The 26,039-nt window shown below is 56.3% G+C and carries 27 protein-coding genes and 1 other annotated feature; of the genes, 12 read left to right on the forward strand and 15 right to left on the reverse strand.

Annotated elements, in window-relative coordinates:
- Positions 1-140: 140 nt before the first annotated feature.
- Positions 141-2,240, reverse strand: coding sequence for an elongation factor G (gene fusA / locus AAE045_RS11580; protein ID WP_455547844.1), 2,100 nt, complete (start codon positions 2,238-2,240; stop codon positions 141-143).
- 190 nt (positions 2,241-2,430) lie between these two features.
- Here fusA and AAE045_RS11585 point away from each other — a divergent pair, with 190 nt between their 5' ends.
- Complete coding sequence (locus AAE045_RS11585) at positions 2,431-2,736, forward strand: ArsR/SmtB family transcription factor (protein WP_455425009.1); 306 nt, start codon at positions 2,431-2,433, stop codon at positions 2,734-2,736.
- 5 nt (positions 2,737-2,741) lie between these two features.
- Here the strand turns inward: AAE045_RS11585 and AAE045_RS11590 are convergent, their stop codons facing one another.
- From AAE045_RS11590 to dacD, 10 genes are all read right to left on the reverse strand, one after another.
- Complete coding sequence (locus tag AAE045_RS11590; protein WP_455547845.1) at positions 2,742-3,041, reverse strand: type II toxin-antitoxin system RelE/ParE family toxin; 300 nt, start codon at positions 3,039-3,041, stop codon at positions 2,742-2,744.
- Entirely contained in the window at positions 3,038-3,322 is a 285-nt protein-coding gene (locus AAE045_RS11595) for a damage-inducible protein J (protein ID WP_455547846.1), read from the reverse strand. The genes AAE045_RS11590 and AAE045_RS11595 overlap by 4 nt, the downstream gene beginning before the upstream one ends.
- A 70-nt stretch (positions 3,323-3,392) precedes the next feature.
- Positions 3,393-4,448, reverse strand: a complete 1,056-nt coding sequence (gene cobT / locus AAE045_RS11600; RefSeq protein WP_455547847.1) for a nicotinate-nucleotide--dimethylbenzimidazole phosphoribosyltransferase — start codon at positions 4,446-4,448, stop codon at positions 3,393-3,395.
- A 30-nt stretch (positions 4,449-4,478) separates the two neighbouring features.
- Positions 4,479-5,219, reverse strand: a complete 741-nt coding sequence (gene cobS / locus AAE045_RS11605; RefSeq protein WP_455548058.1) for an adenosylcobinamide-GDP ribazoletransferase — start codon at positions 5,217-5,219, stop codon at positions 4,479-4,481.
- Positions 5,219-5,761 (reverse strand): bifunctional adenosylcobinamide kinase/adenosylcobinamide-phosphate guanylyltransferase, encoded by a 543-nt coding sequence (cobU, locus tag AAE045_RS11610; protein ID WP_455547848.1) that lies wholly within the window; start codon positions 5,759-5,761, stop codon positions 5,219-5,221. The genes cobS and cobU overlap by 1 nt, the downstream gene beginning before the upstream one ends.
- Positions 5,752-7,281, reverse strand: a complete 1,530-nt coding sequence (locus AAE045_RS11615; RefSeq protein WP_455547849.1) for a cobyric acid synthase — start codon at positions 7,279-7,281, stop codon at positions 5,752-5,754. Before AAE045_RS11615 ends, cobU begins: the two co-directional genes overlap by 10 nt.
- Before the next feature lie 84 nt (positions 7,282-7,365).
- Positions 7,366-7,686 carry a pole-localizer TmaR family protein gene (locus tag AAE045_RS11620; RefSeq protein WP_455425016.1) on the reverse strand — a complete coding sequence of 107 codons (321 nt, stop codon included), beginning with the start codon at positions 7,684-7,686 and terminating at the stop codon, positions 7,366-7,368.
- 168 nt (positions 7,687-7,854) lie between these two features.
- Positions 7,855-8,913 carry an FUSC family protein gene (locus AAE045_RS11625; RefSeq protein WP_455547850.1) on the reverse strand — a complete coding sequence of 353 codons (1,059 nt, stop codon included), beginning with the start codon at positions 8,911-8,913 and terminating at the stop codon, positions 7,855-7,857.
- A 129-nt stretch (positions 8,914-9,042) separates the two neighbouring features.
- A complete protein-coding gene (gene sbmC / locus AAE045_RS11630) occupies positions 9,043-9,513 on the reverse strand; it encodes a DNA gyrase inhibitor SbmC (RefSeq protein ID WP_455547851.1) in 471 nt (156 codons plus the stop codon).
- A 166-nt stretch (positions 9,514-9,679) separates the two neighbouring features.
- Positions 9,680-10,846 carry a serine-type D-Ala-D-Ala carboxypeptidase DacD gene (dacD, locus tag AAE045_RS11635; protein WP_455547852.1) on the reverse strand — a complete coding sequence of 389 codons (1,167 nt, stop codon included), beginning with the start codon at positions 10,844-10,846 and terminating at the stop codon, positions 9,680-9,682.
- A gap of 239 nt (positions 10,847-11,085) precedes the next feature.
- Between dacD and AAE045_RS11640 the strand changes: the two genes are divergently transcribed.
- Positions 11,086-12,237, forward strand: a complete 1,152-nt coding sequence (locus AAE045_RS11640) for an acyltransferase family protein (protein ID WP_455547853.1) — start codon at positions 11,086-11,088, stop codon at positions 12,235-12,237.
- A 64-nt stretch (positions 12,238-12,301) separates the two neighbouring features.
- Complete coding sequence (sbcB, locus tag AAE045_RS11645; RefSeq protein WP_455548059.1) at positions 12,302-13,741, forward strand: exodeoxyribonuclease I; 1,440 nt, start codon at positions 12,302-12,304, stop codon at positions 13,739-13,741.
- Between the two features lie 45 nt (positions 13,742-13,786).
- Here sbcB and AAE045_RS11650 read toward each other — a convergent pair whose 3' ends face one another.
- From AAE045_RS11650 to AAE045_RS11665, 4 genes are all read right to left on the reverse strand, one after another.
- Positions 13,787-15,151, reverse strand: a complete 1,365-nt coding sequence (locus AAE045_RS11650) for an APC family permease (protein ID WP_455547854.1) — start codon at positions 15,149-15,151, stop codon at positions 13,787-13,789.
- 206 nt (positions 15,152-15,357) lie between these two features.
- On the reverse strand, positions 15,358-16,656 hold the full coding sequence (gabT, locus tag AAE045_RS11655; protein ID WP_455547855.1) for a 4-aminobutyrate--2-oxoglutarate transaminase: 1,299 nt from the start codon (positions 16,654-16,656) through the stop codon (positions 15,358-15,360).
- A 125-nt stretch (positions 16,657-16,781) separates the two neighbouring features.
- On the reverse strand, positions 16,782-17,708 hold the full coding sequence (locus tag AAE045_RS11660; protein WP_455547856.1) for a LysR substrate-binding domain-containing protein: 927 nt from the start codon (positions 17,706-17,708) through the stop codon (positions 16,782-16,784).
- 38 nt (positions 17,709-17,746) lie between these two features.
- Positions 17,747-18,574 carry an SDR family oxidoreductase gene (locus AAE045_RS11665; RefSeq protein WP_455547857.1) on the reverse strand — a complete coding sequence of 276 codons (828 nt, stop codon included), beginning with the start codon at positions 18,572-18,574 and terminating at the stop codon, positions 17,747-17,749.
- 197 nt (positions 18,575-18,771) lie between these two features.
- On the opposite strand from AAE045_RS11665, the gene hisL reads away from it, so the two are divergent.
- From hisL to hisIE, 9 genes are all read left to right on the forward strand, one after another.
- Positions 18,772-18,822 (forward strand): his operon leader peptide, encoded by a 51-nt coding sequence (gene hisL, locus AAE045_RS11670; RefSeq protein ID WP_202304721.1) that lies wholly within the window; start codon positions 18,772-18,774, stop codon positions 18,820-18,822.
- Positions 18,798-18,920 (forward strand) — a sequence feature (His leader region). (Overlaps the previous gene by 25 nt.)
- A gap of 35 nt (positions 18,921-18,955) precedes the next feature.
- Positions 18,956-19,855: an ATP phosphoribosyltransferase gene (gene hisG, locus AAE045_RS11675; protein ID WP_202304542.1), complete on the forward strand. Its 900-nt coding sequence runs from the start codon at positions 18,956-18,958 to the stop codon at positions 19,853-19,855.
- A gap of 4 nt (positions 19,856-19,859) precedes the next feature.
- Positions 19,860-21,182 (forward strand): histidinol dehydrogenase, encoded by a 1,323-nt coding sequence (hisD, locus tag AAE045_RS11680; protein ID WP_455547858.1) that lies wholly within the window; start codon positions 19,860-19,862, stop codon positions 21,180-21,182.
- The gene (gene hisC, locus AAE045_RS11685; RefSeq protein WP_455547859.1) at positions 21,179-22,261 is read left to right on the forward strand and encodes a histidinol-phosphate transaminase; all 1,083 of its coding nucleotides are present in this window, start codon (positions 21,179-21,181) and stop codon (positions 22,259-22,261) included. The genes hisD and hisC overlap by 4 nt, the downstream gene beginning before the upstream one ends.
- Positions 22,258-23,325: a bifunctional histidinol-phosphatase/imidazoleglycerol-phosphate dehydratase HisB gene (gene hisB, locus AAE045_RS11690; RefSeq protein WP_455547860.1), complete on the forward strand. Its 1,068-nt coding sequence runs from the start codon at positions 22,258-22,260 to the stop codon at positions 23,323-23,325. The genes hisC and hisB overlap by 4 nt, the downstream gene beginning before the upstream one ends.
- Positions 23,325-23,915 carry an imidazole glycerol phosphate synthase subunit HisH gene (hisH, locus tag AAE045_RS11695; protein ID WP_455547861.1) on the forward strand — a complete coding sequence of 197 codons (591 nt, stop codon included), beginning with the start codon at positions 23,325-23,327 and terminating at the stop codon, positions 23,913-23,915. Before hisB ends, hisH begins: the two co-directional genes overlap by 1 nt.
- 5 nt (positions 23,916-23,920) lie before the next feature.
- A complete protein-coding gene (gene hisA, locus AAE045_RS11700) occupies positions 23,921-24,658 on the forward strand; it encodes a 1-(5-phosphoribosyl)-5-[(5-phosphoribosylamino)methylideneamino]imidazole-4-carboxamide isomerase (RefSeq protein WP_455547862.1) in 738 nt (245 codons plus the stop codon).
- The gene (gene hisF / locus AAE045_RS11705) at positions 24,640-25,416 is read left to right on the forward strand and encodes an imidazole glycerol phosphate synthase subunit HisF (RefSeq protein ID WP_455547863.1); all 777 of its coding nucleotides are present in this window, start codon (positions 24,640-24,642) and stop codon (positions 25,414-25,416) included. Before hisA ends, hisF begins: the two co-directional genes overlap by 19 nt.
- Positions 25,410-26,021, forward strand: coding sequence for a bifunctional phosphoribosyl-AMP cyclohydrolase/phosphoribosyl-ATP diphosphatase HisIE (gene hisIE / locus AAE045_RS11710; protein WP_455547864.1), 612 nt, complete (start codon positions 25,410-25,412; stop codon positions 26,019-26,021). The genes hisF and hisIE overlap by 7 nt, the downstream gene beginning before the upstream one ends.
- Positions 26,022-26,039: the final 18 nt, after the last annotated feature.

The raw sequence follows: 26,039 nt of genomic DNA on the forward strand, positions 1-26,039 counted from the left end.
ATTGAGGGATTTTTAAGAGCCGGAGGGCGCTCTGGAAGTTTCTCGGACTGTTGCATAAGCAGCATGCGCGCTGCGGCTTGCCCCGCAAATATAAAAAGCCTGCTCAGGTTATCCTGAGCAGGCTTTTAGGTGACGTTTTACTATTTCTTGCGGCTGGCAATAATGTCATCCGCCACGTTGCGCGGGGCTTCCGCGTAGTGGTGGAATTCCATATTGTAAGTCGCGCGTCCCTGAGACATGGATCGCAGCGTGGTGGAGTAGCCAAACATTTCCGACAGCGGTACATCGGCACGAATAATGTGGCTGCCGAGCCTCTCATCCATACCCTGCACCATGCCGCGCCGCGAGGAGAGATCGCCCATCACGCTACCGGCGTAGTCTTCCGGCGTTTCCACCTCAACGTGCATTATCGGCTCCAGGATCGCCGGGTCCGCCCGCTTCGCCCCCTCTTTGAAGCCCAGAATGGCTGCCATCTTGAAAGCCATTTCCGAGGAGTCCACGTCATGGTACGAACCAAAGGTTAACGTTGCTTTGACATCCACCACCGGATAGCCAGCAAGCACGCCGCTGTTAAGCGCTTCGCGTATGCCCTTTTCCACTGAAGGTATGAACTCACGTGGCACCACGCCACCTTTCGTTGCGTCTTCAAAAGCAAATCCCTTTCCGGCGTCCTGCGGTTCCAGCGTTAATACCACATGGCCGTACTGGCCTTTACCGCCGGACTGCCGGACAAACTTACCCTCAACCTCTTTCACCGTTTTGCGAATGGTTTCGCGATAGGTGACCTGCGGACGCCCAATGTTCGCCTCCACGCCAAACTCGCGCTTCATGCGGTCAACGATAATCTCGAGGTGCAGCTCGCCCATGCCGGAAATGATGGTCTGCCCGGATTCCTCATCCGTATGCAGCCGGAAAGAAGGATCTTCCGCAGCCAGACGCTGGAGCGCAATGCCCATGCGCTCCTGGTCCGCCTTGGTTTTCGGCTCGATAGCCAGTGAGATCACCGGCTCCGGGAACTCCATGCGTTCCAGGGCAACCACGGCATTCGGGTCGCACAGGGTATCGCCGGTTGTCACATCTTTCAGCCCGACGCAGGCGGCAATGTCACCCGCACGCAGCTCCTCGACCTCATGACGATCGTTGGCATGCATCGCAACGATGCGCCCGATGCGCTCCTTCTTGCCCTTAACCGGGTTATAAACCGAGTCGCCCTTTTTCAGCACGCCGGAATAGACGCGGATAAACGTCAGCTGGCCGACGTAGGGATCGGTCATCAGCTTGAATGCCAGCGCTGAAAACGGCTCGTTGTCATCCGCATGGCGCTCGACCTCCTGCCCTTTTTCATCCACGCCCCTGATGGACGGAATATCCAGCGGCGAAGGCATCAGCTCCACCACCGCGTCGAGCATGCGCTGCACGCCTTTATTCTTGAACGCGCTGCCGCACAGCATCGGCTGGATTTCCCCCGCGACGGTGCGGGCACGCAGGCCAGCGACGATCTCTTCTTCGCTCAGATCGCCCGTTTCAAGATACTTGTCCATCAGGGCTTCAGTGGCTTCCGCCGCTGCGGATACCATCTTCTCGCGCCATTTCTGCGCGGTGGCGAGCAGCTCATCAGGTACAGGTTCATAGCTAAAAGCCACGCCCTGCGTCGCGTCGTCCCACACTATTTCACGCATTTTGATCAGGTCAATCACGCCGGTGAAATGATCTTCACTGCCTATCGGAATAACAATCGGCACCGGGTTAGCCTTCAGGCGGTCGATCATCATCTGCACGACCCGGAAGAAATCGGCGCCCTGGCGATCCATTTTATTCACGAAGGCCAGCCGCGGCACGTGGTATTTATTGGCCTGTCGCCACACCGTTTCCGACTGTGGCTGCACGCCACCTACCGCGTCATAAACCATGACCGCGCCGTCCAGCACACGCATCGAGCGTTCCACCTCAATGGTGAAATCGACGTGTCCTGGTGTATCAATAATGTTGATACGGTGCGGTTCAAAGCTTTTGTCCATGCCGGGCCAGAAACAGCTAACCGCCGCGGAGGTAATGGTTATCCCGCGCTCCTGCTCCTGCGCCATCCAGTCTGTCGTTGCTGCGCCATCGTGAACTTCACCCAGTTTATGGCTCATGCCGGTATAAAACAGGATGCGTTCGGTAGTGGTCGTTTTACCGGCATCGATGTGGGCGGAAATACCAATGTTGCGATAGCGTTCGAGGGGGATGGGTCGGGGCATGATGCGTCCTTAGTCTGTTGACCGTTGGCGGCGGAAGTGCCGCGTTTTTTTGTTCGCCATCATCATAGTACAACTGTACGAGTATATTCGAACTATTGCAGCTATAGTTTATCTCAATGAAGCTACATGGCGCTGGCCGCGCGGTTTGGGTATATTGTCGGCCGCTAACCGCCAACGAGACAGGTAGAGTATGATCGCCAATCACCCCGAACGTGAACAAATCCGCCTGGAAAATGTCCTTTTTGCGCTGGGCAATCCGCTGCGGCTGGATATCGTTCGCACCTTAGCGGAGCAAGGGGAGCTGGCTTGCGGCAACCTGCGTAAGGACATCGCGAAGTCGACCATGACGCATCACTGGCGCGTGCTGCGCGACAGCGGAGTGATCTGGCAGCGGCCGCAGGGGCGGGAGAATCTGATTTCGTTAAGAAGAGAGGATCTGGATGCGAGATTTCCAGGCCTGCTGGAAACGCTGCTGCGGGTGATGCAGGATAATTAACGCAGCTAAGGCTTGTACGACCCGGCAATCTTTCTTGCCGTATGCAGTACTCTGAGAATGTAAATATCGCTGGCCGAAATGGCGTATACTAGGATGAAAGGGAAATGCGGTACAACAAGCTTTCTTTGCATATCGCTTTTCCCCGCCTTTAAACCCGCGTAAGGATTATCGCAAAGAAGGGTAGCCAGCGCGGTAAATTTCTCATCAGCTGCAATAGCAACTGCCGTACCGGCTTCCTGAAGGAGATAATTAAATATTTCTTCGCGGTCTTTCTGCGCCGCCTGCTCCCAGAATATTTTCGTCATTCGCGCCCTCGCATTGCCTTATCCTTAAGATTCGCCATACGATTTTCCATGTCATCGTTGCTAATAAATGTCGACTTTCCGGCATCATAGCGGCTAAACGCGTTTTCGATTTCTTGTTCGAGCCAGAGTTCCTCCCTGCAATTTTGCAGAGCGAGCTCTTCGTCCGCCAGTTCTTCAATTCGTTCCCGGACCAGCTTAGTCAGATCGGTATCCCGCCGCTTTGCTGCCTGCATCGCAAGCCGCTTGGTTACCTCATCGATGCGCAGATTAATGTTGGGCATAATGCACCTTTGTATTGTCATTTGTGTTGTCATTATGGCTGATTTTTCACCACAATGACAACCCGACCTATTACGCCTCAGGCAACACGATATTGCTGTCCGCCAGCGTCCCCATTTGGTTATACATCGCGCATGCCGCATCAACGATGTGCATCGCCAGCGCCGCTCCGCTGCCTTCGCCAAGGCGCATGCCCATCTGCAAATACGGTTCAAGCCCAAGCGCCTGGAGCGCAATCTGCGCGCCCTTTTCTGCCGACTGGTGTGAGGGGATGAGATAGTCGCGTACGCCCGGTGCAATGGCACAGGCGGCCAGCGCCGAGGCATATGAAAGATAGCCGTCAAGCACCACCGGCAGCCCCGCCGCCGCCGCGCCCAGCATCACGCCGGTCATTCCTGCCAGGTCGAATCCGCCGACCTTTGCCAGCACGTCGATACCGTCATGCGCATCAGGCTGGTTAATCTCCAGCGCACGGCGAACCACGGCGACCTTATTGGCCATTTTGTCACCCGGCAGGTTTGCGCCCATGCCCACGGTTTGCAGCGGATCGCTGTCGGTAAAGACGCTCACCATGGCTGCCGCAGGCGTGGTGTTTGCCATGCCCAGTTCACCAACGCCGAACAAGCGTACGCCTTCCGCCGCTTTCGCCAGCGTCAGTTTCGCCGTTGCCAGCAGCAACTCTTCCGCCTGCTGGCGCGACATGGCTGGCCCCTGCGCGATGTTCCCGCAACCACGAGCGACTTTCATGTTCAGCACGCCCGGCAGCGGCTCGCTGTCCACCCCGACATCGACCACGGTAACATCCGCGCCCGCCAGCGCGCCCAGCACGCATACGCCCGTATTATGACGAGTCATATTCATGGTCTGAATCGCGGTGACAATCTGCGGTGCAACCGCAACGCCTTCGGCATACACGCCGTGATCCGCGCACATCACCAGAATCGCCTTGCGCCGCGTGTCGAGGCCATCTTTCATTCCCGGCATTCCCGCAAGCTGCACGGCGAGGGACTCGAGGCGTCCAAGGCTGCCCTGAGGTTTTAAGAGACCGTCAATATGCTGCTGTGCAACTGCCATTTTGTCGCGGTTGAGCGGAGCAATTGCCGCCAGAAGTGAAGCCAGTGTCTGCATTTAATTCTTCTCTGTACGATTGAGCGGACGCTAGAGCAGCGCCAGCAGGAAAACAACTTCGCCAAGTTCAATGGCCGCGCCGAGCGTATCGCCAGTGTGGCCGCCGAGGGTGCGCCGCAGCGCCCAGGCAAATGCCATAATGACAATGAACGTTACGGCGAATGCCAGGAGCCCGGCAGAAGGGGCAAGCATCAGGCAGAGCACGGCTCCGCAGGCCAGCGTGATCGCGGTTTGTGTACCGCTGACCTTGCCGATAAACAGGTTGCCCATGCCGGATTCCCTGGCGTATTGCTGACGGTACATCAGCATCACGCAGGCGGTTCGCCCGGCCACCGACGCCGCCGCCAGCACGCCGGGCATGCTGTAGCCGCGCAGCGACAATTCGCTCACCACCAGCACTTTAGCAACCAGCACGAAAATCAGCGCCAGCCCGCCGTGCGTGCCAAGCCTGCTGTCGCGCATGATCTCCAGCATTCTTTCCCTGGTACGCGCCGAGAAAATCCCGTCGAAGGTGTCCGCCAGGCCGTCGAGATGAAATCCCCCGGTAAGCAGGGCAAGTGCTAACACGTAGCCCAGGGCAGCCAGCGGCAGGCCGCACCAGGGCTGCAGGATGATAAAGACCAGCCCCGCCAGCGCACCCAGCAGCAGCCCGACGAACGGAAAGGTAACGATACCGCGCACGTACTGGTTCACCTCCAGCCCCTGCGACCAGCGGCCAGGCACCGGCAAACGGCTCATAAACTGCAGCATGGCGAAGAACAAACGGAAGATCACTTTATTTTCACTCCTATCCCTGAGACCACCAGCCAGACCGCTTCGGCCTGTGCTGCCAGACGCTGATTAACCCTGCCCGCAATATCCCGGAAATGCCGTGCCAGTCGGTTCTCCGGCACGATACCCATCCCTACTTCATTGGTCACCAGAAAGACCGGGGCCGGACAAGCCGCACAGGCAGCAATCAGCTCGTCAATTTGCTGGTTGACCTCATGTTCCATAATCGCGAAATCCCATTCCTCCTCCGGCGTATTGCCTGCCGCATCGTACATGATGTTAGTCACGAGCGTAGTGATGCACTCGAGCAGAACGGCCTCCTGCGGATCGTTATGGGGACCAATCAACGACGACCAGCCACGATATTGTTCAACGGTGCGCCAGTGCGCGGGGCGTGAAGCGCGGTGGTGGGCAATTCGCTCCGCCATCTCCGGGTCGAGGATTTTTGAGGTGGCGATATAAAGCACGCGCTCACTGGCTGAAACCAGCCGCTCGGCATGGCTACTTTTGCCGCTGCGCGCGCCGCCGGTGATCAGGTACATGGTTGCTCCTGGTGCTCGTGCATAATCTGATAAATGCGGGCGATATCGATATTCTCACGCATTGCGTCGGCAAGAATATCGAACTGCTGCTGCTTGTAGTGCTGATAATCAAAATGCTCACCGCGCCACGCCGCCAGGCCCTTTCGCAGGCGCAGGCCATCAAGGAGCGCACGGGTAAACCCGCCGTTATCAAAAATGCCGTGCAGATAGGTACCCACAACATTACCCGATTCGCTGACCGCGCCGTCCAGACCATCATAAGGCCGAGCATTGCATTGCGTCAGCCGTGCAAAAGGCCGGACGTGCGGTCCTCGCTGCGTTTCCCCCATATGGATTTCGTAGCCTTCAATTTCGTAAGCCAGTTCTGCGCGAATACCGCCTGGCAGGGTCTGGCCCGCCACACGGGTGGTAATTTTCCCGCTGGCAAAGCGGGTCTCCACGTCCAGCAGACCTACGCCCGGCATGTCATCCAGCCCGGACTCCACGCCATCGTAGATATGCCTGCCAAGCATCTGGTAGCCCCCGCAAATTCCCACAACCATGCCGCCGGAACGTTGATGAGCATGTAATGCTGGCTCCAGCCCCCGCTCACGGAGCCACTGTAAATCGCTCAGGGTATTTTTGCTGCCGGGAAGGATGACGAGGCCGCAGTTCTGTAGCTCATGGGGATGGGTCACATAGCGCAGGCGCACGTCCGGCTGGGCCGCCAGCGCGTTAAAATCGGTGAAATTGGACATGTACGGCAGCTGTATGACCGCCACGTCGATATCTTTTGGCATCACCGGGTCGTACTTGCCGCGCTCAAGCACCACGCTGTCTTCATCTTCCAGATCGACCTTCAGCCAAGGCATGACGCCCAGCACCGGCACGCCGGTCAGCGCTTCGATTTGCTCAATGCCGGAGTAAAGCAGCGCTTTGTCACCGCGAAATTTATTAATGATGACGCCTTTCACACGCCATTTTTCATGTTCGAGCAGCAGCGCGATCGTCCCGTAGATCGCCGCAAACACGCCGCCGCGGTCGATATCCGCCACCAGAATAACCGGGCATTCGGCCAGTTCGGCCATCCCCATGTTGACGATATCCCGATCGCGCAGGTTAATTTCCGCCGGGCTGCCCGCCCCTTCCAGCACCATAACCTCATGTTCGGCCGCCAGAGAACGATAGACATCCTGAATCTGTGCGCGCAGCTGCGGCTTGTAGTTGTGATAGGTGACCGCGTCCATATTGGTAGCCACTTTACCCATCAGCACCACCTGCGCCTGACAATCGCTGGTTGGCTTCAGCAGCACGGGATTCATGCGCACGTCCGGGGCAATGCCTGCCGCTTCCGCCTGAAAGATTTGCGCGCGCCCCATCTCTTTGCCGTCCGGCGTAATGCCTGAGTTAAGGGCCATGTTTTGCGATTTAAACGGCGCGGTACGCAGACCATCCTGGGCAAAAATACGGCACAGGCCGGCCACCAGCACGCTTTTCCCCACGTCCGATGCGGTTCCCTGAATCATGACAGCAAGAGACATCCCGGCTCCTTAATGGACAGTTTGAAAGGCAGACGTAAAAAAACCGCCTGACAGGCGGTTTTAAAGACTTCAGGACAGCAGCACTTAGTCTGCTTTCAGCTCGCCCATGGTTTTGAGCTTTTTGGAAATTTCACGACGCTCTTTAGACAGCTCGGCGTTCTTGATGATGTAGTCATCCACGCGGTCTTCGTAGTCGGTTTTCATGCTGGCGATGATGCCCTGAATCGCTTCGATGCTCATGCCCGGCTTAATGTAATCGCTCAGGTTGTCCAGCAGCAGAACGCGTTTTGAGTTATCGCGGATCTTTTTCTCAACGTCCTGAATTTCACGTTGCAGCTTGTTCTTACGACGGAACAGACGCACAAATTCCAGAACGTCCTGGAATGAAGGCTTAGTATTTTCCATTTTTACACCCCTGCTAAATACAGACTCGGATTCGTTAAGACAACCGCCATAAGGCTAACCATAATGGTAGCGGCCGTCGTTGACAATAATTTATAGGTCGCTTGACCTATCTTAACCTCAAATAGTGCTGAATCGAAACCAGCATTGTGAAAGCTGGGCGCTGACGCACTACTTTCTGAGCGCCCGGCAGATTAGCTGCGACAATAATTCCAGCTGACGGGCCAGCTCCAGGCTCAGCCACACGTAGCCGTGTATCGCTGTTTCCTGAAGCGAATTGCCCTGCTGCTCCTGCATCAGCAGCCTCAGCTCGTTGGCAATGTCGGTCAGCTCTTCTGTGTTCGCTGATATGGGGGACGGATTCCCCTCCTGCAAGGCTAAAGCAATGGCCTGCAGCGTTTTTTGCGTCATCTGCTGCGTGTCGCGCAGCGTGCGGGCGTTGATCATCAGAAAGTGGCTGGCGCGGGAGGCCCAGTAAGCGTTGATTTGCAGCTCCAGGGTGCAGACCATATTGCGGCTGACTTTCTGAATCGCCTCGAAAATTGACTTCTGGATGCGCGTCTCTTTGCTGCTCGGGCCAATCAGCGAGCGCATTTTCACCACGTCATTGAGGATGCTGTGCAGCGGCTTTTCAAGGCGTGGCCTTTCGAGCAGGTTCGGCGAGAACCCGGCATTGTAGATGCGGCCAAAGGCGGTGACGAAGTTTGCCATCTGGATTCGCCAGTGGATAAACGCCCGTTGAGGATAGATGCTGGTGAAGAGCATCGCCAGCAGCGAACCGAAAATAACGTCGCCGCTTCGCCATAGCGCCAGCTCCATATTCCCTGCCGGGGCGCCGACCACCACAGAGAGGGTGATGCCAATAAGCAACGCCTGATAGGGCCGTTTGCCGAGCGCCAGAAATCCACATAAGAACATGGCAACGGCGCACCAGATGAGCATCAACGGCAGTGAATACAGTTCAAGGCGTAGCGCAACCAGCCCGAGCGCGGCACCAAATATCGTGCCGCCGATGCGCTCAAACGCGCGGGGAACCACGTTGCCCCAGAAGGAGATGGGGCCCATGACGACCACCAGCGTAATCAGCGGCCAGGTGCCTTCCGGCACGTTCAGCAGGCGGACAATCAGGAATGTCAGAATAAACGCTAAAGCAATGCGGATGCCATGCACCGTACGGTAGTGACCGTAAACCCGTAATTCCAGGGGGCTGAGTGATTTATCGGGGCGCACACCCGTCTCCAGAGAATAAAAACGTGATTGTAACAGAGTAAAGCCAGACACCCGAAACGGGCGGCTTTCGGGTGTTTGGGTTAGATCAAACTACCGCGTAATAATACGCTTGCTTTTACCAGCAATGATTCAAAGCTTACTGGAAACTGAGATATACATGTCGATATCCCAGACGCCGCTCTGCGTGCCGTCGTTCAGGTAATGCTCAAAGCACGGCTTGCCGTCCGGCTGGTATTCAGCATCACCCAGAAGCTTTTCAAAGAACTGGTTCCAGGGACTGGCAAAATCGTTGTCGTCAACTCTTGCTCGCGCTACGGCATACTGGCCGCCTTCGATATGGGTCACGATGACGCCTTCGCTGTTTTCCGGCACCGCAAAGTCTTCCGCAACGGTAACAACCGTGTCGCAGCGTAACTTCTCTGCCGGCACGACCTCGGGGTTATCGTAATAGACCGCAAGCCACTCGCTTTCGGGAACCTGATGGGCTTTTACCCACATCGCCAGCTGCTCGAACCCCTGATGTACGGTTTTCTCCCACGGACCAACCATATGAAAACCGGCGACTTTCTTTTGCGGAACCTGCTTTATTGTGAATTCCATAGATCCTCCTTATAGGATAGTGATCTGTATAGATATACACCATTATTCAGTGAAAACGTACCGGACCCCAGCTATTTTTGATTAATTTGCGAGCAGGCTCGCGTCTGGAAAAGATAAAAAAACGGGTGGAGATCGCTCCCCACCCGCCATTCCTTCTCAGGGGAAATCAAAACTTGCGGTGCAGATAGTCGCTAAAGCGCGAGAACATGCCGCCCTTCTGCACTTCATTCAGGGTTACCAGCGGCCAGTGGGCAATCAGCTTGTCGCGGTCGAAAAGTTCAATCTCGCCCACACGCTTGTTTGCCGCCAGCGGCGCTTCCATATTCTGATGATCAAGGACATATTTGGCCTTGATGTTTGGCACTTCCGATTTCGGCAGCGCCATATAAACGTCCTGCCCCGGCCCGACGTCTACGCTGTCTTTGTCGCCGTACCAGATATGCTCGGTGCCAATTTTTTTGCCTTTATGCAGGATCTGCACCGTATCGAAGTTGTCCTGGCCCCAGTGCAGCAGCTTACGCGCCTGTTCTTCGCGCCCTTTTGAGCTTTCGGCGCCCATAACTACCGCTATGAGACGGCGCTGGCCCTGCACGCTTGAAGCAATCAGGTTAAACCCGGCGCTCGCCGTGTGGCCGGTCTTCAGCCCGTCGACGTTGAGATTTTTATCCCACAGCAGCCCGTTACGGTTGTGCTGGGTGATCCCGTTCCAGGTGAGGCTCTTTTCACTGTACATATGATAGAAGTCTGGCTCACCATGGATGATTGCGCGCGACAGAACGGCTAAGTCGTAGGCAGAGCTGTGCTGGCCCGGCGCGTCCAGGCCGTGTACCGTTTCGAAATGCGTATCCCGCAGGCCAAGCTTAGCCACGTATTTGTTCATCATCGCCACGAACTGCGGCTGGCCGCCCGCGACGTAATCCGCAAGCGCCACGCAGGCATCGTTACCGGAATCGATAATCAGACCCCGGCTCAGATCGTGAACGCTAAGCTTATCGCCGGGCTTTAAAAACATCAGCGATGAACCGTCAAACACCGGGTTGCCCTTCGCCCAGGCATCTTTACCCACCGTCACGATGTCCTCGCCGCTGATGCGCCCGCTGTCAATAGCCCGGTCAACCACATACCCGGTCATAAGCTTAGTCAGGCTCGCCGGATTGCGCTTCACATGTTCGTTCTGCGCGGTCAGAATTTGTCCGGTGGTGTAATCCATTAAGACCCACGATCCTGCCTGAATTTGCGGTGGCTGCGGTGAAGAAGCGAAAGTATCGTCAGCAAAAACAGAATGTACGGGCACCGACAGAAGGCTCAGTGCGAACAGCAGGCGGGTTTTCAACGGAATGTCCTCAGAAACTTATTTAAGCGGCTCGTTTTACGGGAATTCAGATTATTTTGCGCGGGAAAATTGCAAGAAAATATGACATATTTTATATCGGGTTAATTTTAAAGCTGACAAATTCCCCTCTCCCTCCGTATTTTCCGATAATACAGATTCCTCTCATTCGTCTTATTGCCAGACGCCCCGTTCATTTATATCGTGCGCTTTTGCATAATTTTTATTCTAAGGGTACCAGCATGGTGCAAAGTAAGAACTGGACGCCGGAACTAGAGGGGCTGCGGGGTTTCGCCTCGCTGTGGGTACTTCTTGGGCATATTTGTCTGCTAACGCAGTGCCGTATCCCTCTGCTTTACGATCCGGGAATGGGGGTCGATCTTTTTATCTTATTGTCCGGCTATCTGATGGCAAAAAATTATCAGGACAGGGCTGAAAGGGAGCCGTGGAATAGCGTAAACACGTGGCGAATGTTTTGGTTAAGACGCTTTTTCAGAATCGCCCCGCTCTATTATTTACTGCTGTTTGTAGCGCTATTATTTGGCGCCTGGTTTGGGGAAATGCGCGACATGATAGCCAGCGCCTGGCCCACCACGGCGACGCTAAGCAGCCGCTATGCCGACCACAGCCTGATGAATATTTTGAGCCATCTGACGTTCGTGTTTGGCTTTATCCCGGAGTATTCGTACCGCACGGTATTACCGGACTGGAGCATCGGCCTGGAGATGCAGTACTACCTTATATTCCCGTTCATCATGCTGATTATTATGCGTTTTGGCTTTGCCATCAGCGCCGTGATGCTGATGCTGCTCTGCCTGGCGGCCCGCTGGCTGCTGCCTGACTATTTCAACGCCTTCCCGATGCCGTCGATGATCCTGATTAAACTCCCCATGTTTATCGCCGGGATGCTGATTTCACAGGCGATTCGCCACGGGCAAATCCGCTATATGGGCCTTGCGCTGCTGGCCCCGGTTGTTGCCTGGCAAATGCGCATCGCCGAAAATCACCTGCGCCTGATAATGGAATGCCTGCTTATTGCCGGTATGACCGGCCTGCTCTGGCGGCCAAAAAAGCGTACGCGCCTTACTGAACTCTTTACTTACCCACGCCATATTCTGACCCGGCCAGTTAGCCTGTTTTTAGGCGACGTCTCTTATTCCGTCTATCTGCTGCACCTGATGATCGTCATCCCGGTGATTGGCCTGCTGGTCCAGTACACAGCCTTCAGTCACCTGCCCTCTTTCGTGCGCTTTATGGCAGTGACCTGCATCTGCATGCCGGTGACGTACCTGATTGCCTGCGGCCTGTACCATAAAGTGGAGAAGCCGGGCATTGCGCTTGGCAAACGGGTGACTGGCGTCCCGGCGGCACAGCCCCAGCGCGAGATATCCTGAACACGGGCCTGCTTCTGATGCGTTAACAAATGAGTTACCATTGAGCCAGACTTTCATCAGCTTAATGGTAACTTCCGTGTCTGAAACCGTAGCGCTACCTACCTTCCTTTTTCATGACTATGAAACCTTCGGCAAAAGCCCCTCCCTTGACCGTCCTGCGCAGTTTGCGGCCATTCGCACTGACGACCAGTTCAACGTCATCGGCGAGCCGGAGGTTTTTTACTGCAGGCCTGCGGATGACTATCTGCCGCAGCCGGAAGCGGTAATGATCACCGGCATCACGCCTCAGGTCGCGCTGGCGAGAGGTGAAAACGAAGCCGCGTTCGCGAAACGCATTCACGACATTTTAACCGTGCCAAAAACCTGCGTAGTGGGCTATAACAACGTTCGTTTTGATGATGAAGTCACCCGCAATATCTTTTACCGTAACTTTTACGATCCCTACGCCTGGGCCTGGCAGAACGACAATTCCCGCTGGGACCTGCTGGACGTCATGCGGGCCTGCTACGCGCTGCGCCCGGAAGGTATCGTCTGGCCCGAAAACGAAGACGGGCTGCCGAGCTTCCGTCTGGAACATCTGACCAAAGCCAACGGCATTGAACACGCTAACGCCCACGATGCAATGTCAGACGTCTACGCGACCATCGCGATGGCGCAGCTGGTCAGAACGCGTCAGCCCCGCCTGTTTGAATACCTTTACAGCCATCGCTCTAAGCAGAAGCTGACCACGCTGATTGATATCCCACAGATGAAGCCGCTGGTGCACGTTTCCGGTATGTTTGGCGCGTGGCGCGGTAATACGAGCTGGATTGCCCCTCTGGCATGGCATCCTGAAAACCGCAACGCGGTGATTATGGTCGATCTTGCAGGGGACATCTCTCCGCTGCTGGAACTGGATGCTGATGCGCTGCGCGAGCGGCTGTATACGCCGAAGGCAGCGCTTGGCGATGCGTCAGCGGTGCCCATCAAGCTCGTTCATCTGAATAAATGCCCTGTGCTGGCGGTGGCCAACACGCTGCGCGCGGAAGATGCGGAACGCCTGGGGATTGACCGCCAGCAGTGCCTGAACAACCTTAAACTGCTGCGCGAACACCCCGGAGTGCGCGAGAAAGCCGTGGCGATTTTTGCCGAAGCCGAGCCGTTTGTGCCCTCCGATAACGTGGATGCGCAAATCTACAACGGTTTCTTCAGCGATGCCGATCGCGCCGCCATGCGCATCGTGCTGCAAACCGAGCCGCAGAACCTTGCCGCGCTGGACATTACCTTCGTCGATAAGCGCATTGATAAGCTGCTGTTCAACTACCGGGCCCGTAACTTCCCCGGCACGCTGGATGAAGCGGAGCAGCAGCGCTGGTTAGCCCATCGCCAGGACATTCTTTCTCAGGAAGCATTGCAGGCCTACGCTCTCGAGCTGGAAGCGCTCTATAACCTGCACGAAGGGGATAAAGAGAAGACGGCGTTGCTCAAAGCGCTGTTTGAGTACGCGCAGTTTTTAGTGAATTAAAGACAAAAAAATGGCTCCCGCAGGAGCCATTTTTATTCGCCGTCGCTATGCGACGTCTTCATTGTACTGAGGAACCGGGTTACGGAAGCTGCGGGTCACGCAGGCCACATACACCAGGCCAATACCCGCCCAGATCAGACCCAGAATCATCGAGCTCTCTTCCAGGTTAATCCACAGCGCGCCTACGGTCAGCGCACCGCAGATTGGCAGCACCAGATAGTTGATGTGCTCTTTAAGCGATTTGTTGCGCTTCTCGCGGATCCAGAACTGGGAGATGACCGACAGGTTAACGAAGGTGAACGCCACCAGCGCACCGAAGTTAATCAGCGCGGTCGCGGTCACCAGGTCGAAGTCGATGGCCATCAGCGCAATCGCACCAACCAGCAGAACGTTCAGCGCCGGGGTACGCCATTTCGGATGGATATAGCCGAAGAAGCGGTTCGGGAACACGCCGTCACGACCCATCACGTACATCAGGCGGGAAACGCCGGTGTGCGCCGCCATACCGGAAGCCAGCACGGTGATAGTAGAGAAGATCAGTGCGCCAACCTGGAAGGCTTTACCCGCTACGTACAGCATAATTTCCGGCTGGGACGCATCAGGATCTTTGAAGCGTGAGATGTCCGGGAAATAGAGCTGCAGGAAGTAGGTAGACAAGATAAAGATCAAGCCGCCAATCAGCGCGGTCAGGAAGATAGCGCGAGGAATAACACGCTCTGCGTCTTTAGTCTCTTCCGACAGGTTGCTGATGCCGTCAAAGCCGGTAAAGGAGAAGCACAGGATGGTCGCACCCGTGATCATCGGCACCACATGGGCGTTTTCAGACCAGAATGGCTTAGTGCTGCTGAGCGTTGCGGCACCTTCGCCCCCGGCAACGCCGGAGATAACCATGCCCATGATCACGGCGATCAGCACGATTTGCAGCACCACGATGACGCTGTTGAAGTTGGCCACGGTTTTCACGCTGCGCAGGTTGGAAACGGTCATAAAACCAACCAGCACGATGACGAATATCCACGAAGGAATTTCAGGCACCAGCGCTTCGAAATAGATTTTAGCCAGCAGGATGTTGATCATCGGCGCGAACAGGTAGTCGAGCAGGGATGACCAGCCCACCATAAAACCGATAAACGGGTTAAATGATTTCTGAGCGTAGGTATAGGCGGAGCCAGCTGACGGGAAGCGTTTTACCAGCTTTCCATAGCTTAACGCGGTGAACAGAATGGCCACCAGCGCAAAGGCGTATGCTGTCGGAACATGACCGTCGGTCAGGCCGGAAACAATGCCGAAAGTATCAAACAAGGTCATTGGCTGCATGTAGGCGAGGCCCATCATCACAACCGGAACCAGCGTCAGAGTTTTACGCAACCCTGGGCGTGAATTTGCACCTGCGGTGACGTTAAGCGACATGGTTGATTCCCCAAACGGCGAATGCCTGCGCAAAAGCAAAAAGCTGCCCCATCTTAATTTCCTCGGCGACACGACTGTCGTTTTTTAAAAGCTAGTATCTATCCGGTACGAAGCCCGGCCTCTTGGTTTTTTTGGCGGATGCCTGTTTGACTGCTTGAACTCAATGCAAAAAAATAACCGACGCGTTTAACGTCGGTTTTTTAATCTCATTTAGTGAGGCGCGTATTTTGCACCAATTCGAGGCAGGATGACAAGATGTTGAGGCCTTGATTCACAATTTCTTTTTCGGCGGTTAATGGCACTAAAAACCTGATGACATTTCCGCGTACGCCGCATGACAAAAGCACAAGGCCCTGGCGGCCCGCTTCCTGCACCAGCGCTGCGGTTAGCTCCTTGTCCGGACGGTGGCTGTCCCGCCCCTCTACCAGCTCCATGGCGATCATTGCGCCGTATCCACGGACGTCACCAATACAGTCAAATTTCTCTGCCATCTGGCGTAATCGCGAGGTGATTTGCTCGCCAATATCCTGGGCGCGCTCGTTTAGCTTCTCTTCCCTGATAATGTCCGTCACCGCCAGCGCCGCAGCAATGGCGACAGGTGAACCGGCATAGGTGCCGCCCAGCCCGCCGGGCAGCGCTTTATCGAACAGAGATTTCTTGCCAACCAGAGCGGAAAGCGGGAAGCCGCCCGCCAGGCTTTTCGCCATGGTAATCAGGTCAGGTTCCACTTCGCTGTGCTCGATGGCGAACGTTTTGCCGGTGCGGCAGAAGCCGCTCTGGATTTCATCGGCAATCAGCACAATCCCGTGCTTATCGCACAGGGCGCGGAGCTGCTTCATAAACTGGGGTGACGCCGCGTAAAAGCCCCCTTCTCCCTGCACCGGCTCAATAATAATCGCCGCCACTTCTTCCGGAGAAACATCCGCTGCAAAAATCCCCGCCAGCGAAGCCAGCGCCTGGGTATCCGTCACGCCGAGATAGGCCGCCGGATAAGGGGCATGATAGATGCCTGCCGGGAACGGACCGTATCCTTTCTTATAGGGCTGAACCTTGCCGGTCAGCGCCATGCCCAGCAGGGTTCGACCGTGGAACGCACCGCGAAACGCAATCACCGCCGAACGCCCGGTGGCAATGCGCGCCACCTTGATCGCATTTTCTACGGCTTCCGCCCCGGTAGTCAGAAATAGCGTCTGGCAGGGCTCGCTGATGGGCGCCAGTTCGTTCAGACGTTCCGCCAGCTCGATATAATTCCCGTAAGGCGTGACCTGGAAACAAGGATGGGTAAACTGCTCCAGCTGCTGGCGAACCGCTTCGATGACCGCCGGATGGTTATGTCCGGTATTCAGAACGGCGATGCCCGACGCAAAATCGATGTAACGCTTTCCCTCGACGTCCCACAGTTCAGCGTTCTTTGCTTTCTCTATATAGACAGGCAGTGAGTTACCGACGCCGTGCGGGACGGCCTGCTCACGCCGCAACTGCCACTGCTGATTGGTTTGCTTCATACGGACTCCTTGCGCACAAAAAACCTCTGCAAAACAACGCAGAGGAGAAAATTAAACGCGAAGACATTGTCAGAAGATATATCGATCCACTTTTAACAATAGATGTCCGTCCAGGGGTCCGCCACTCACCCGGAAGCATTATTTTGCGCGGTGCCGTAGACGGTGGCGATCTCCGGGCTGGCAACGATTTGCTCCCGCCACCACTCGCTGGCAAGCCCGGCTGTTTGTTCGTTCCAGCCTATCCAGACCGGTACAAACGGCACGTGGGAGACAATCTGTTTTTCCACCAGCACGCCGCTCTCGATAAACCGCTGCGCCATGTAGCGAGGCATGTAGCCGCAGCCGATCCCGCTGATTTGCAGCTCAAGTTTGGTTTTGAAATCAAAGACCGTTATGGCTTCCTGGTCTTCGAGCAGGTGCATCGCGCGGGAAGGTTCAAGACGAGAAGTGTCGCCCACAACCACAGCCCTGCTGCGTTTGATTATTCGGCGGGTGAGCGGCTCTTCCGCTTCGGCGAGAGGGTGATGAGGAGCGACGACAAAGACAATTTCCAGCTGACCCAGCAGCGTAAAGCCAAAGCCGCTTAACGAGGGCGGGTCGCTCATTGCGCCGACGATAATATCGGCCCTCCCCTCGGTCAGCGCTTCCCAGGAGCCGCCCAGCACGCCGTTAATGAATTTCAGCCGCGTCACGCTGTAGCTTTTATAAAACGCCTCGATAAGCGGCGTCAGCAGCGAAAACGGAAAGGAGTCATCGACGCCGATCACCAGCTCGTTTTCCCAGCCCTGATGAAGCTTAATCGCCTGCTGCTCCAGCTCGCGAACGGTATGCAGCACTTCACGGCCCTTTTCCAGCAGCAGTTGTCCGGTGCGGGTGAAGCGGGCGCGGTGCCCCGTCCGGTCGAGGATTTGAATGTTGAGATCGTTTTCGAGCTTCTGAACGGTGTAGCTGAGCGCGGAGGGTGTTTTAAAGAGCTTCGTTGCCGCCGCAGCAAAGCTCCCTTCTTTATCCAGGGCGTCGAGAATAATCAGTACATCCAGCAATGGTTTCATACTCGCCTCGACGATAACGAGCAATGCCCCCCGCTGCGCTATTGCATAGGCATCACTAAAGGATTTGGATACTGGTATTCAAATCCGAGTTCATTGCAAATTCGGCTGCCGTCCACCAGCTTTCCGCGTCCTGAAGCCTGCTGCGGGCGGAAACCTGGTACGGCCAGACCCAGCTGGCGCGCCATCTGCGAATAAAATTCTTCGCGTGACGGATGATCGGGTGCACATAAATTATAGATGTGTCCGCCCTTCGGAGCCTGCAACAACAGCGTAATTGCTGAAATTACGTCCTCCAGGTGGACCAGGTTGACGCCGTGACCGCCGTTGGCCACGTCGGCTTTGCCAGCCAGGAAACGACCCGGGTGGCGTTCAGGCCCCACCAGCCCCGCCAGGCGCAGAATATCAACAGAGGTGCCGGGCAGATCGTGCAGCCACTGTTCCAGCTCTTTAAGCACGCGGCCGCTGGCGGTAACCGGGTTAAGAGGAGAGCTCTCTTTTACCGTTCCTTCTTCATCGCCGTAGACCGACGTTGAGCTGGTAAAGATAATGCGCGGGATCTGGTGCGCCAGCGCGCTGTCCACGATTTCCTGCACGGCCTGACGATAATAATCGTCGCCCTCTCCGGTCCGGCGGGCAGGAAGCGTAATCACCAGCGCATCGGCGTTCAGTAACGCATCCAGATCGTCGCTTTCGCAGACCAGCTCCGGAGTCAGCTCAAGCTGATAACCGTCGATGCCGCACATGCGGGCGGCCTCCACGCCGTCCAGCGTCGTTTTGCTGCCGGTAACCTGCCAGCCCCGCGCTGATAATGACAGCCCTAACGGCATTCCCAGCCATCCCAACCCGACAATCGCAACCTTTTTCATGCCTTATCTCCTGGCGTGCAGCATATTCATCTGCGCTATTTTTCTGCCCTTGATTAAGGCTACGCCAGGATAGCGGAACTGACAATTACCATGGCTAAACATAATATTAACCCAGAAGGAAAAAAGCCCTTGCGCTCGGTGCTGCATCTGGTTTACGTTAAAAGCACACCATGAATAACCATTCATACGAGAATTTTATGACACGCGTTCAGACTGCAAGCCACCATCATCACCATCATCCTGACTAGTCTTTCAGGCGATGTGTGCTGGAAGATGAAAAGATCTTCCAGTGGCGCATAAACGTGTGAATAAGCCCCCGGAAGATTTCTTCCGGGGGCTTTTTTTTGGACGTCAGACAGGAATTGATAAGGGGTATCACCAATGTTAGATAACAAACGTTTACGCATAGCTATGCAGAAATCTGGCCGTTTAAGCGATGATTCACGCGAATTACTGGCGCGCTGCGGCATTAAAATCAACCTGCACACCCAGCGCCTTATCGCCCTGGCCGAGAACATGCCGATTGATATTCTGCGCGTGCGTGATGACGATATTCCGGGCCTGGTGATGGACGGCGTTGTCGACCTGGGCATTATTGGTGAAAACGTCCTTGAAGAAGAGCTGCTGAACCGTCGCGCTCAGGGCGAAGACCCGCGCTATTTCACCCTGCGTCGTCTGGACTTCGGCGGCTGCCGCTTCTCGCTGGCGGTATCCGTTGACGAACCCTGGGATGGCCCTGCCTCCCTTAACGGCAAACGTATCGCTACCTCTTACCCGCACATTCTGAAGCGCTACCTTGATGAGAAAGGCGTGCAGTTCAAATCCTGCCTGCTGAACGGCTCCGTTGAAGTTGCGCCGCGCGCTGGCCTTGCCGACGCGATCTGCGATCTGGTCTCTACGGGTGCCACGCTTGAAGCCAACGGCCTGCGCGAAGTGGAAGTTATCTACCGTTCTAAAGCCTGCCTTATTCAGCGCGACGGCGAAATGTCGACTGAAAAACAGCAGCTTATCGACAAGCTGATGACCCGCATCCAGGGCGTCATTCAGGCCCGCGAATCCAAATACATCATGATGCACGCGCCGAGCGAGCGTCTGGACGAAATTATCTCCCTGCTGCCCGGCGCCGAGCGCCCGACCATTCTGCCGCTGGCGGGTGACCAGCAGCGGGTTGCCATGCACATGGTGAGCAGCGAAACGCTGTTCTGGGAAACCATGGAGAAGCTGAAAGCGCTGGGCGCGAGCTCCATCCTGGTGCTGCCAATTGAGAAGATGATGGAGTAAGCCCATGTCGACCTTCAACACGGTAATTAACTGGAACGAATGCGATAAGGCCGGGCAGCAGGCGCTGCTGACCCGCCCGGCGATTTCGGCCTCTGAAAGCATCACGCGCACGGTGGCTGACATTCTCGATAATGTCAAAAGCAACGGTGACCAGGCGCTGCGCGAATACAGCGCGAAGTTTGATAAAACTGAAGTCCAGCAGCTGAAGGTAACGGCTCAGGAAATCGCCGCCGCCGTGGCGCGCCTCGGGCCAGAAATTAAAGAAGCGATGGCGGTTGCCGTCGCCAACATCGAAAAATTTCACGTTGCCCAGCAGCTCGCCCCCGTCGACATTGAAACCATGCCCGGCGTGCGCTGCCAGCAGGTGACCCGTCCGGTTGCCTCCGTTGGTCTGTATATCCCCGGCGGTTCCGCACCGCTGTTTTCTACCGTGTTGATGCTCGCGACTCCTGCCCGTATTGCAGGCTGCAAAAAAGTCGTGCTTTGCTCTCCACCGCCGATTGCCGATGAAATCCTTTATGCCGCGCAGCTTTGCGGCGTGCAGGAAGTGTTCCAGGTTGGCGGCGCGCAGGCCATTGCCGCCTTGGCGCTTGGCACTGAAAGCATCCCGAAAGTAGATAAGATCTTCGGGCCGGGCAATGCCTTCGTGACCGAGGCCAAACGCCAGGTGAGCCAGCGTCTGGACGGAGCCGCGATCGACATGCCAGCGGGCCCATCTGAGGTGCTGGTGATTGCCGACGGCGGCGCAACGCCAGATTTCGTGGCCTCTGACCTGCTTTCCCAGGCGGAACACGGACCGGATTCCCAGGTCATTCTGCTTACGCCGGATGCCGCCATGGCGCAGGCCGTCGCCGAAGCTGTAGAACGTCAGCTCGCCGCCCTGCCTCGTGCGGAAACGGCCCGTAAAGCGCTGGAAAGCAGCCGCCTGATTGTTGCCAGCTCGCTGGAACAGTGTATTGAGATCTCTAACCAGTACGGTCCTGAGCACCTGATTATTCAGACCCGCAACGCCCGAGACCTGGTTGAGAGCATCACCAGCGCCGGTTCCGTGTTCCTGGGCGACTGGTCGCCGGAATCTGCCGGAGACTATGCTTCAGGGACCAACCACGTCTTGCCGACCTACGGCTATACCGACACCTGTTCCAGCCTGGGCCTGGCGGATTTCCAGAAGCGCATGACCGTGCAGGAGCTGACGCCCCAGGGTTTTGCAAGCCTGGCGAAAACGATTGAAACCCTGGCCGCCGCCGAGCTGCTGGACGCCCACAAAAACGCCGTGACCCTGCGCGTTGCCGCACTGAACCGTAATAAAAACGAGGAGATGCAATGAGCATTGAAGAGTTAGCCCGCGAGAACGTTCGCGCCCTGACCCCTTACCAGTCGGCCCGCCGCCTGGGCGGCAACGGCGACGTCTGGCTGAACGCCAACGAATACCCGACGGCGGTTGAATTCGAACTGACCCAGCAAACGCTGAACCGTTACCCGGAGTGCCAGCCAAAACTGGTGATTGAGCGCTATGCCGAATACGCGGGCGTGAAACCGGAGCAGGTCCTGGTCAGCCGTGGCGCAGACGAAGGCATCGAACTGCTGATCCGCGCCTTCTGCGAACCGGGTAAAGATGCCGTGCTGTATTGCCCGCCAACCTACGGCATGTACAGCGTCAGCTCCGAAGCGTTCAACGTTGAATGCCGCACGGTGCCGACGCTCGAAAACTGGCAGCTGGATTTACCCGGCATTGCGGAAAATATCGAAGGCGTCAAAGTCATTTACGTTTGCAGCCCGAATAACCCAACCGGGCAGCTCATCAACCCGCAGGACTTCCGTGTACTACTGGAGATGGCGCGTGGCAAGGCGCTGGTCGTTGCCGACGAAGCCTATATTGAGTTTTGCCCGCAGGCGACGCTGACGGGCTGGCTGGAAGAATATCCGCATTTAGTCGTGCTGCGCACGCTCTCGAAAGCGTTCGCGCTTGCTGGTCTGCGCTGCGGCTTTACCCTTGCCAATGAAGAAGTCATCAATCTGCTGATGAAAGTTATCGCGCCTTATCCCTTGTCCACACCGGTTGCGGACATAGCCGCTCAGGCGTTAAGCCCTCAGGGGATCAACGCAATGCGCGAGCGCGTGGCGGAAGTGCTGCTCAACCGTCAGTATCTGATTGCCGGACTGCGAGAAACCGCCTGCGTTGAGCAAGTTTTCGACTCAGAGACCAATTACGTGCTGGCGAGAATAACCGCCTCCAGCGCGGTATTTAAATCTTTGTGGGATCGGGGCATTATCTTACGCGACCAGAATAAACAACCCTCGTTAAGCGGCTGCCTGCGGATCACCGTTGGCACCCGTACCGAGTGCGAGCGCGCCCTCACCGCGCTGCGCCAACAACCCGGCCTGACGGCCACGGAGGCTGTGTGAGCCAGAAAATTTTATTTATCGACCGCGACGGCACCTTAATTTCCGAACCACCTTCTGATTTCCAGGTGGATCGCATGGACAAACTGGCCTTTGAGCCTGCCGTGATCCCGGCCCTGCTGCAATTGCAAAAGGCTGGCTACAGGCTGGTGATGATCACTAATCAGGACGGTCTGGGCACGGCAAGTTTCCCGCAGGCCGATTTTGACGGCCCGCATAACCTGATGATGCAGGTGTTCACCTCGCAGGGCGTGACGTTTGACGACGTGCTGATCTGCCCGCATCTGCCTGCGGATGAGTGCGACTGCCGCAAGCCGAAAATTGCCATGGTGAAGGGTTATCTGGAAGAAGGCGTGCTGGATAAACCGAACAGCTACGTGATTGGCGATCGCGCCACGGACATTGAGCTGGCGGAGAATATGGGCATTCAGGGGCTGCGTTATAACGCTGAGACGCTGAACTGGCCAATGATTAGCGAACGACTGACCAAACGCGACCGCTACGCGCACGTCGAACGCGCCACCAAAGAAACGCAGATTGACGTGCAGGTCTGGCTGGATCGTGAAGGCGGCAGCAAGATTAACACTGGCGTCGGCTTCTTCGACCATATGCTTGATCAGATCTCCACGCACGGCGGCTTCCGTATGGAGATCAGCGTTAAAGGCGATCTGTATATTGACGATCACCACACCGTGGAAGATACCGGCCTGGCGCTGGGAGAGGCGCTGAAAATCGCGCTTGGCGATAAGCGCGGCATTACCCGCTTTGGCTTCACCCTGCCGATGGACGAATGCCTGGCGCGCTGCGCGCTGGATATCTCCGGCCGTCCGCACCTGGAGTACAAAGCCGAGTACAACTTCCAGCGCGTGGGCGACCTGAGCACCGAGATGGTCGAACACTTCTTCCGCTCGCTCTCTTACACCATGGGCGTCACGCTGCACCTGAAGACCAAGGGCAAAAACGACCACCACCGCGTCGAAAGCCTGTTCAAAGTCTTTGGCCGCACGCTGCGCCAGGCCATTCGCGTTGAGGGCGATACGCTGCCCTCCTCGAAAGGAGTGCTGTGATGAACGTGGTGATCCTTGATACAGGCTGCGCAAACCTGCTGTCGGTAAAATCATCCATTAAGCGCCTTGGCTACGATCCCGTCGTCAGCCGCGATGCGGATGTTGTGCTGCGTGCCGACAAATTGTTTTTGCCGGGCGTGGGCACGGCACAGGCAGCGATGGACCAGATCCGCGAGCGTGATTTAATCGAGCTGATTCAGGCCTGTACACAGCCGGTGCTGGGCATCTGCCTCGGCATGCAGATTCTGGGCAGCCACAGCGACGAAAACCAGGGCGTAAAAACCCTGGGCATCATCGATGAACCGGTGCTGAAAATGACCGACCACGGCCTGCCGCTGCCGCACATGGGCTGGAACCGCGTCTACCCGAAAGCGGGCGACCGCCTGTTCCGCGACATTGAAGACGGGTCATATTTTTATTTTGTTCACAGCTATGCGATGCCGGTTTGCTCAAGCACTATCGCACAGGCCAGCTACGGCGAACCGTTCACCGCGGCGGTACAGAAAGACAATTTCTACGGCGTGCAGTTCCACCCGGAACGCTCGGGCGCGGCCGGTGCGAAATTGCTCAAGAACTTCCTGGAGATGTAAGCACGATGATTATTCCCGCTCTCGATTTAATTGACGGCAAAGTGGTGCGTCTCCATCAGGGGGATTACGGCCAGCAGCGCGACTACGGCAGCGATCCGCTCCCTCGTTTACAGGACTATCAGGCCCAGGGTGCCGAAGTGCTGCACCTTGTAGATTTAACCGGTGCCAAAGATCCGGCTAAGCGCCAGATCCCATTAATCAAAACGCTGGTTGCCGGAGTGACAATCCCCGTGCAGGTTGGCGGCGGTGTACGTACCGAAGAAGATGTTGCTGCGTTATTAGAAGCTGGCGTTGCGCGTGTAGTTGTTGGCTCAACGGCGGTGAAATCCCCCGAAATCGTCAAAGGCTGGTTTGAACGCTTCGGCGCAGACGCGCTGGTGCTGGCTTTAGATGTCCGTATCGACGAGCAAGGCAATAAGCAGGTGGCGGTAAGCGGATGGCAGGAAAACTCCGGCGTGTCGCTGGAAGAGCTGGTGGAAACTTATCTGCCGGTCGGCCTGAAACACGTGCTGTGCACGGATATTTCCCGCGACGGCACGCTGGCTGGCTCTAACGTCTCATTATATGAAGAAGTTTGTGCGCGTTATCCACAGGTGGCGTTTCAGTCATCCGGCGGCATTGGCGATATTAATGACGTAGCCGCACTGCGCGGAACCGGCGTGCGCGGCGTGATTGTCGGGCGGGCTTTGCTGGAAGGTAAATTCAACGTAGCGGAGGCGATTTCATGCTGGCAAAACGGATAATCCCCTGCCTGGACGTGCGTGACGGCCAGGTCGTAAAAGGCGTGCAGTTTCGCAATCACGAAATCATCGGCGACATCGTGCCGCTGGCAAGCCGCTACGCGCAGGAAGGTGCAGACGAATTAGTCTTCTACGATATCACTGCATCCAGCGACGGCCGCGTAGTCGACAAGAGCTGGGTATCCCGAGTGGCGGAAGTAATCGATATTCCTTTCTGCGTGGCGGGCGGTATCAAATCGGTGGACGATGCGGCAAAAATCCTGTCGTTTGGCGCGGACAAAATCTCAATCAACTCCCCTGCCCTGGCAGACCCTGAGCTGATCACCCGCCTGGCCGACCGCTTTGGCGTGCAGTGTATTGTAGTAGGCATTGATACCTGGTTTGACAGCGAGACCGGCAAGTATCACGTTAACCAGTATACTGGCGACGAAAGCCGTACGCGTGTGACGCAGTGGGAAACTCTGGACTGGGTGCAGGAAGTCCAGAAGCGCGGCGCCGGGGAAATCGTGCTGAATATGATGAACCAGGACGGCGTGCGGAACGGTTACGACCTCGAACAGCTGCGTAGAGTACGTGAAGTATGCCATGTGCCGCTTATCGCATCCGGTGGCGCGGGAACAATGGAGCATTTCCACCAGGCATTCCGCGACGCGGACGTTGACGGTGCGCTGGCAGCTTCCGTGTTCCATAAACAGATTATCAATATTGCTGAACTGAAGGCCTACCTGGTTCAGCAGGGAGTGGAGATTCGAGTGTGTTAACAGAACAACAGCGTAACCAGCTGGACTGGGAAAAAACGGATAACCTGATGCCGGTCATCGTCCAGCACGCCGTATCCGGCGAAGTTTTAATGCTGGGCTATATGAACCAGGACGCGCTGGCGCAGACGGAACAGAGCGGCAAAGTCACCTTCTTTTCGCGCACTAAGCAGCGCCTGTGGACAAAAGGCGAGACCTCCGGCAACTTCCTGAACGTTGTCAGCATCACGCCCGACTGTGATAACGATACGTTGCTGGTGCTCGCAAACCCGATCGGCCCGACGTGCCATCTGGGCACATCCAGCTGCTTCGCTCCCGCTAAGCATGACTGGCATTTCCTGTATGAACTGGAACAGCTTCTGGCCTCGCGTAAAACCGCCGATCCGGAAAGCTCATACACGGCAAAATTGTACGCCAGCGGCACCAAGCGTATCGCCCAGAAAGTGGGTGAAGAAGGCGTTGAAACCGCACTGGCTGCAACAGTGAATGACAGGTTTGAACTGAAGAATGAAGCGTCTGACCTGGTCTATCACCTGCTGGTACTGCTGCAGGATCAGGATCTGGATTTAAGCGCGGTGATTGAGAATTTGAAGCAGCGGCATAAATAGCTGTTTGATAGATGCAAA

Origin of the sequence: Dryocola clanedunensis (genome assembly GCF_038405435.1) — a bacterium.
GTDB classification, from domain to species: domain Bacteria; phylum Pseudomonadota; class Gammaproteobacteria; order Enterobacterales; family Enterobacteriaceae; genus Dryocola; species Dryocola clanedunensis_A.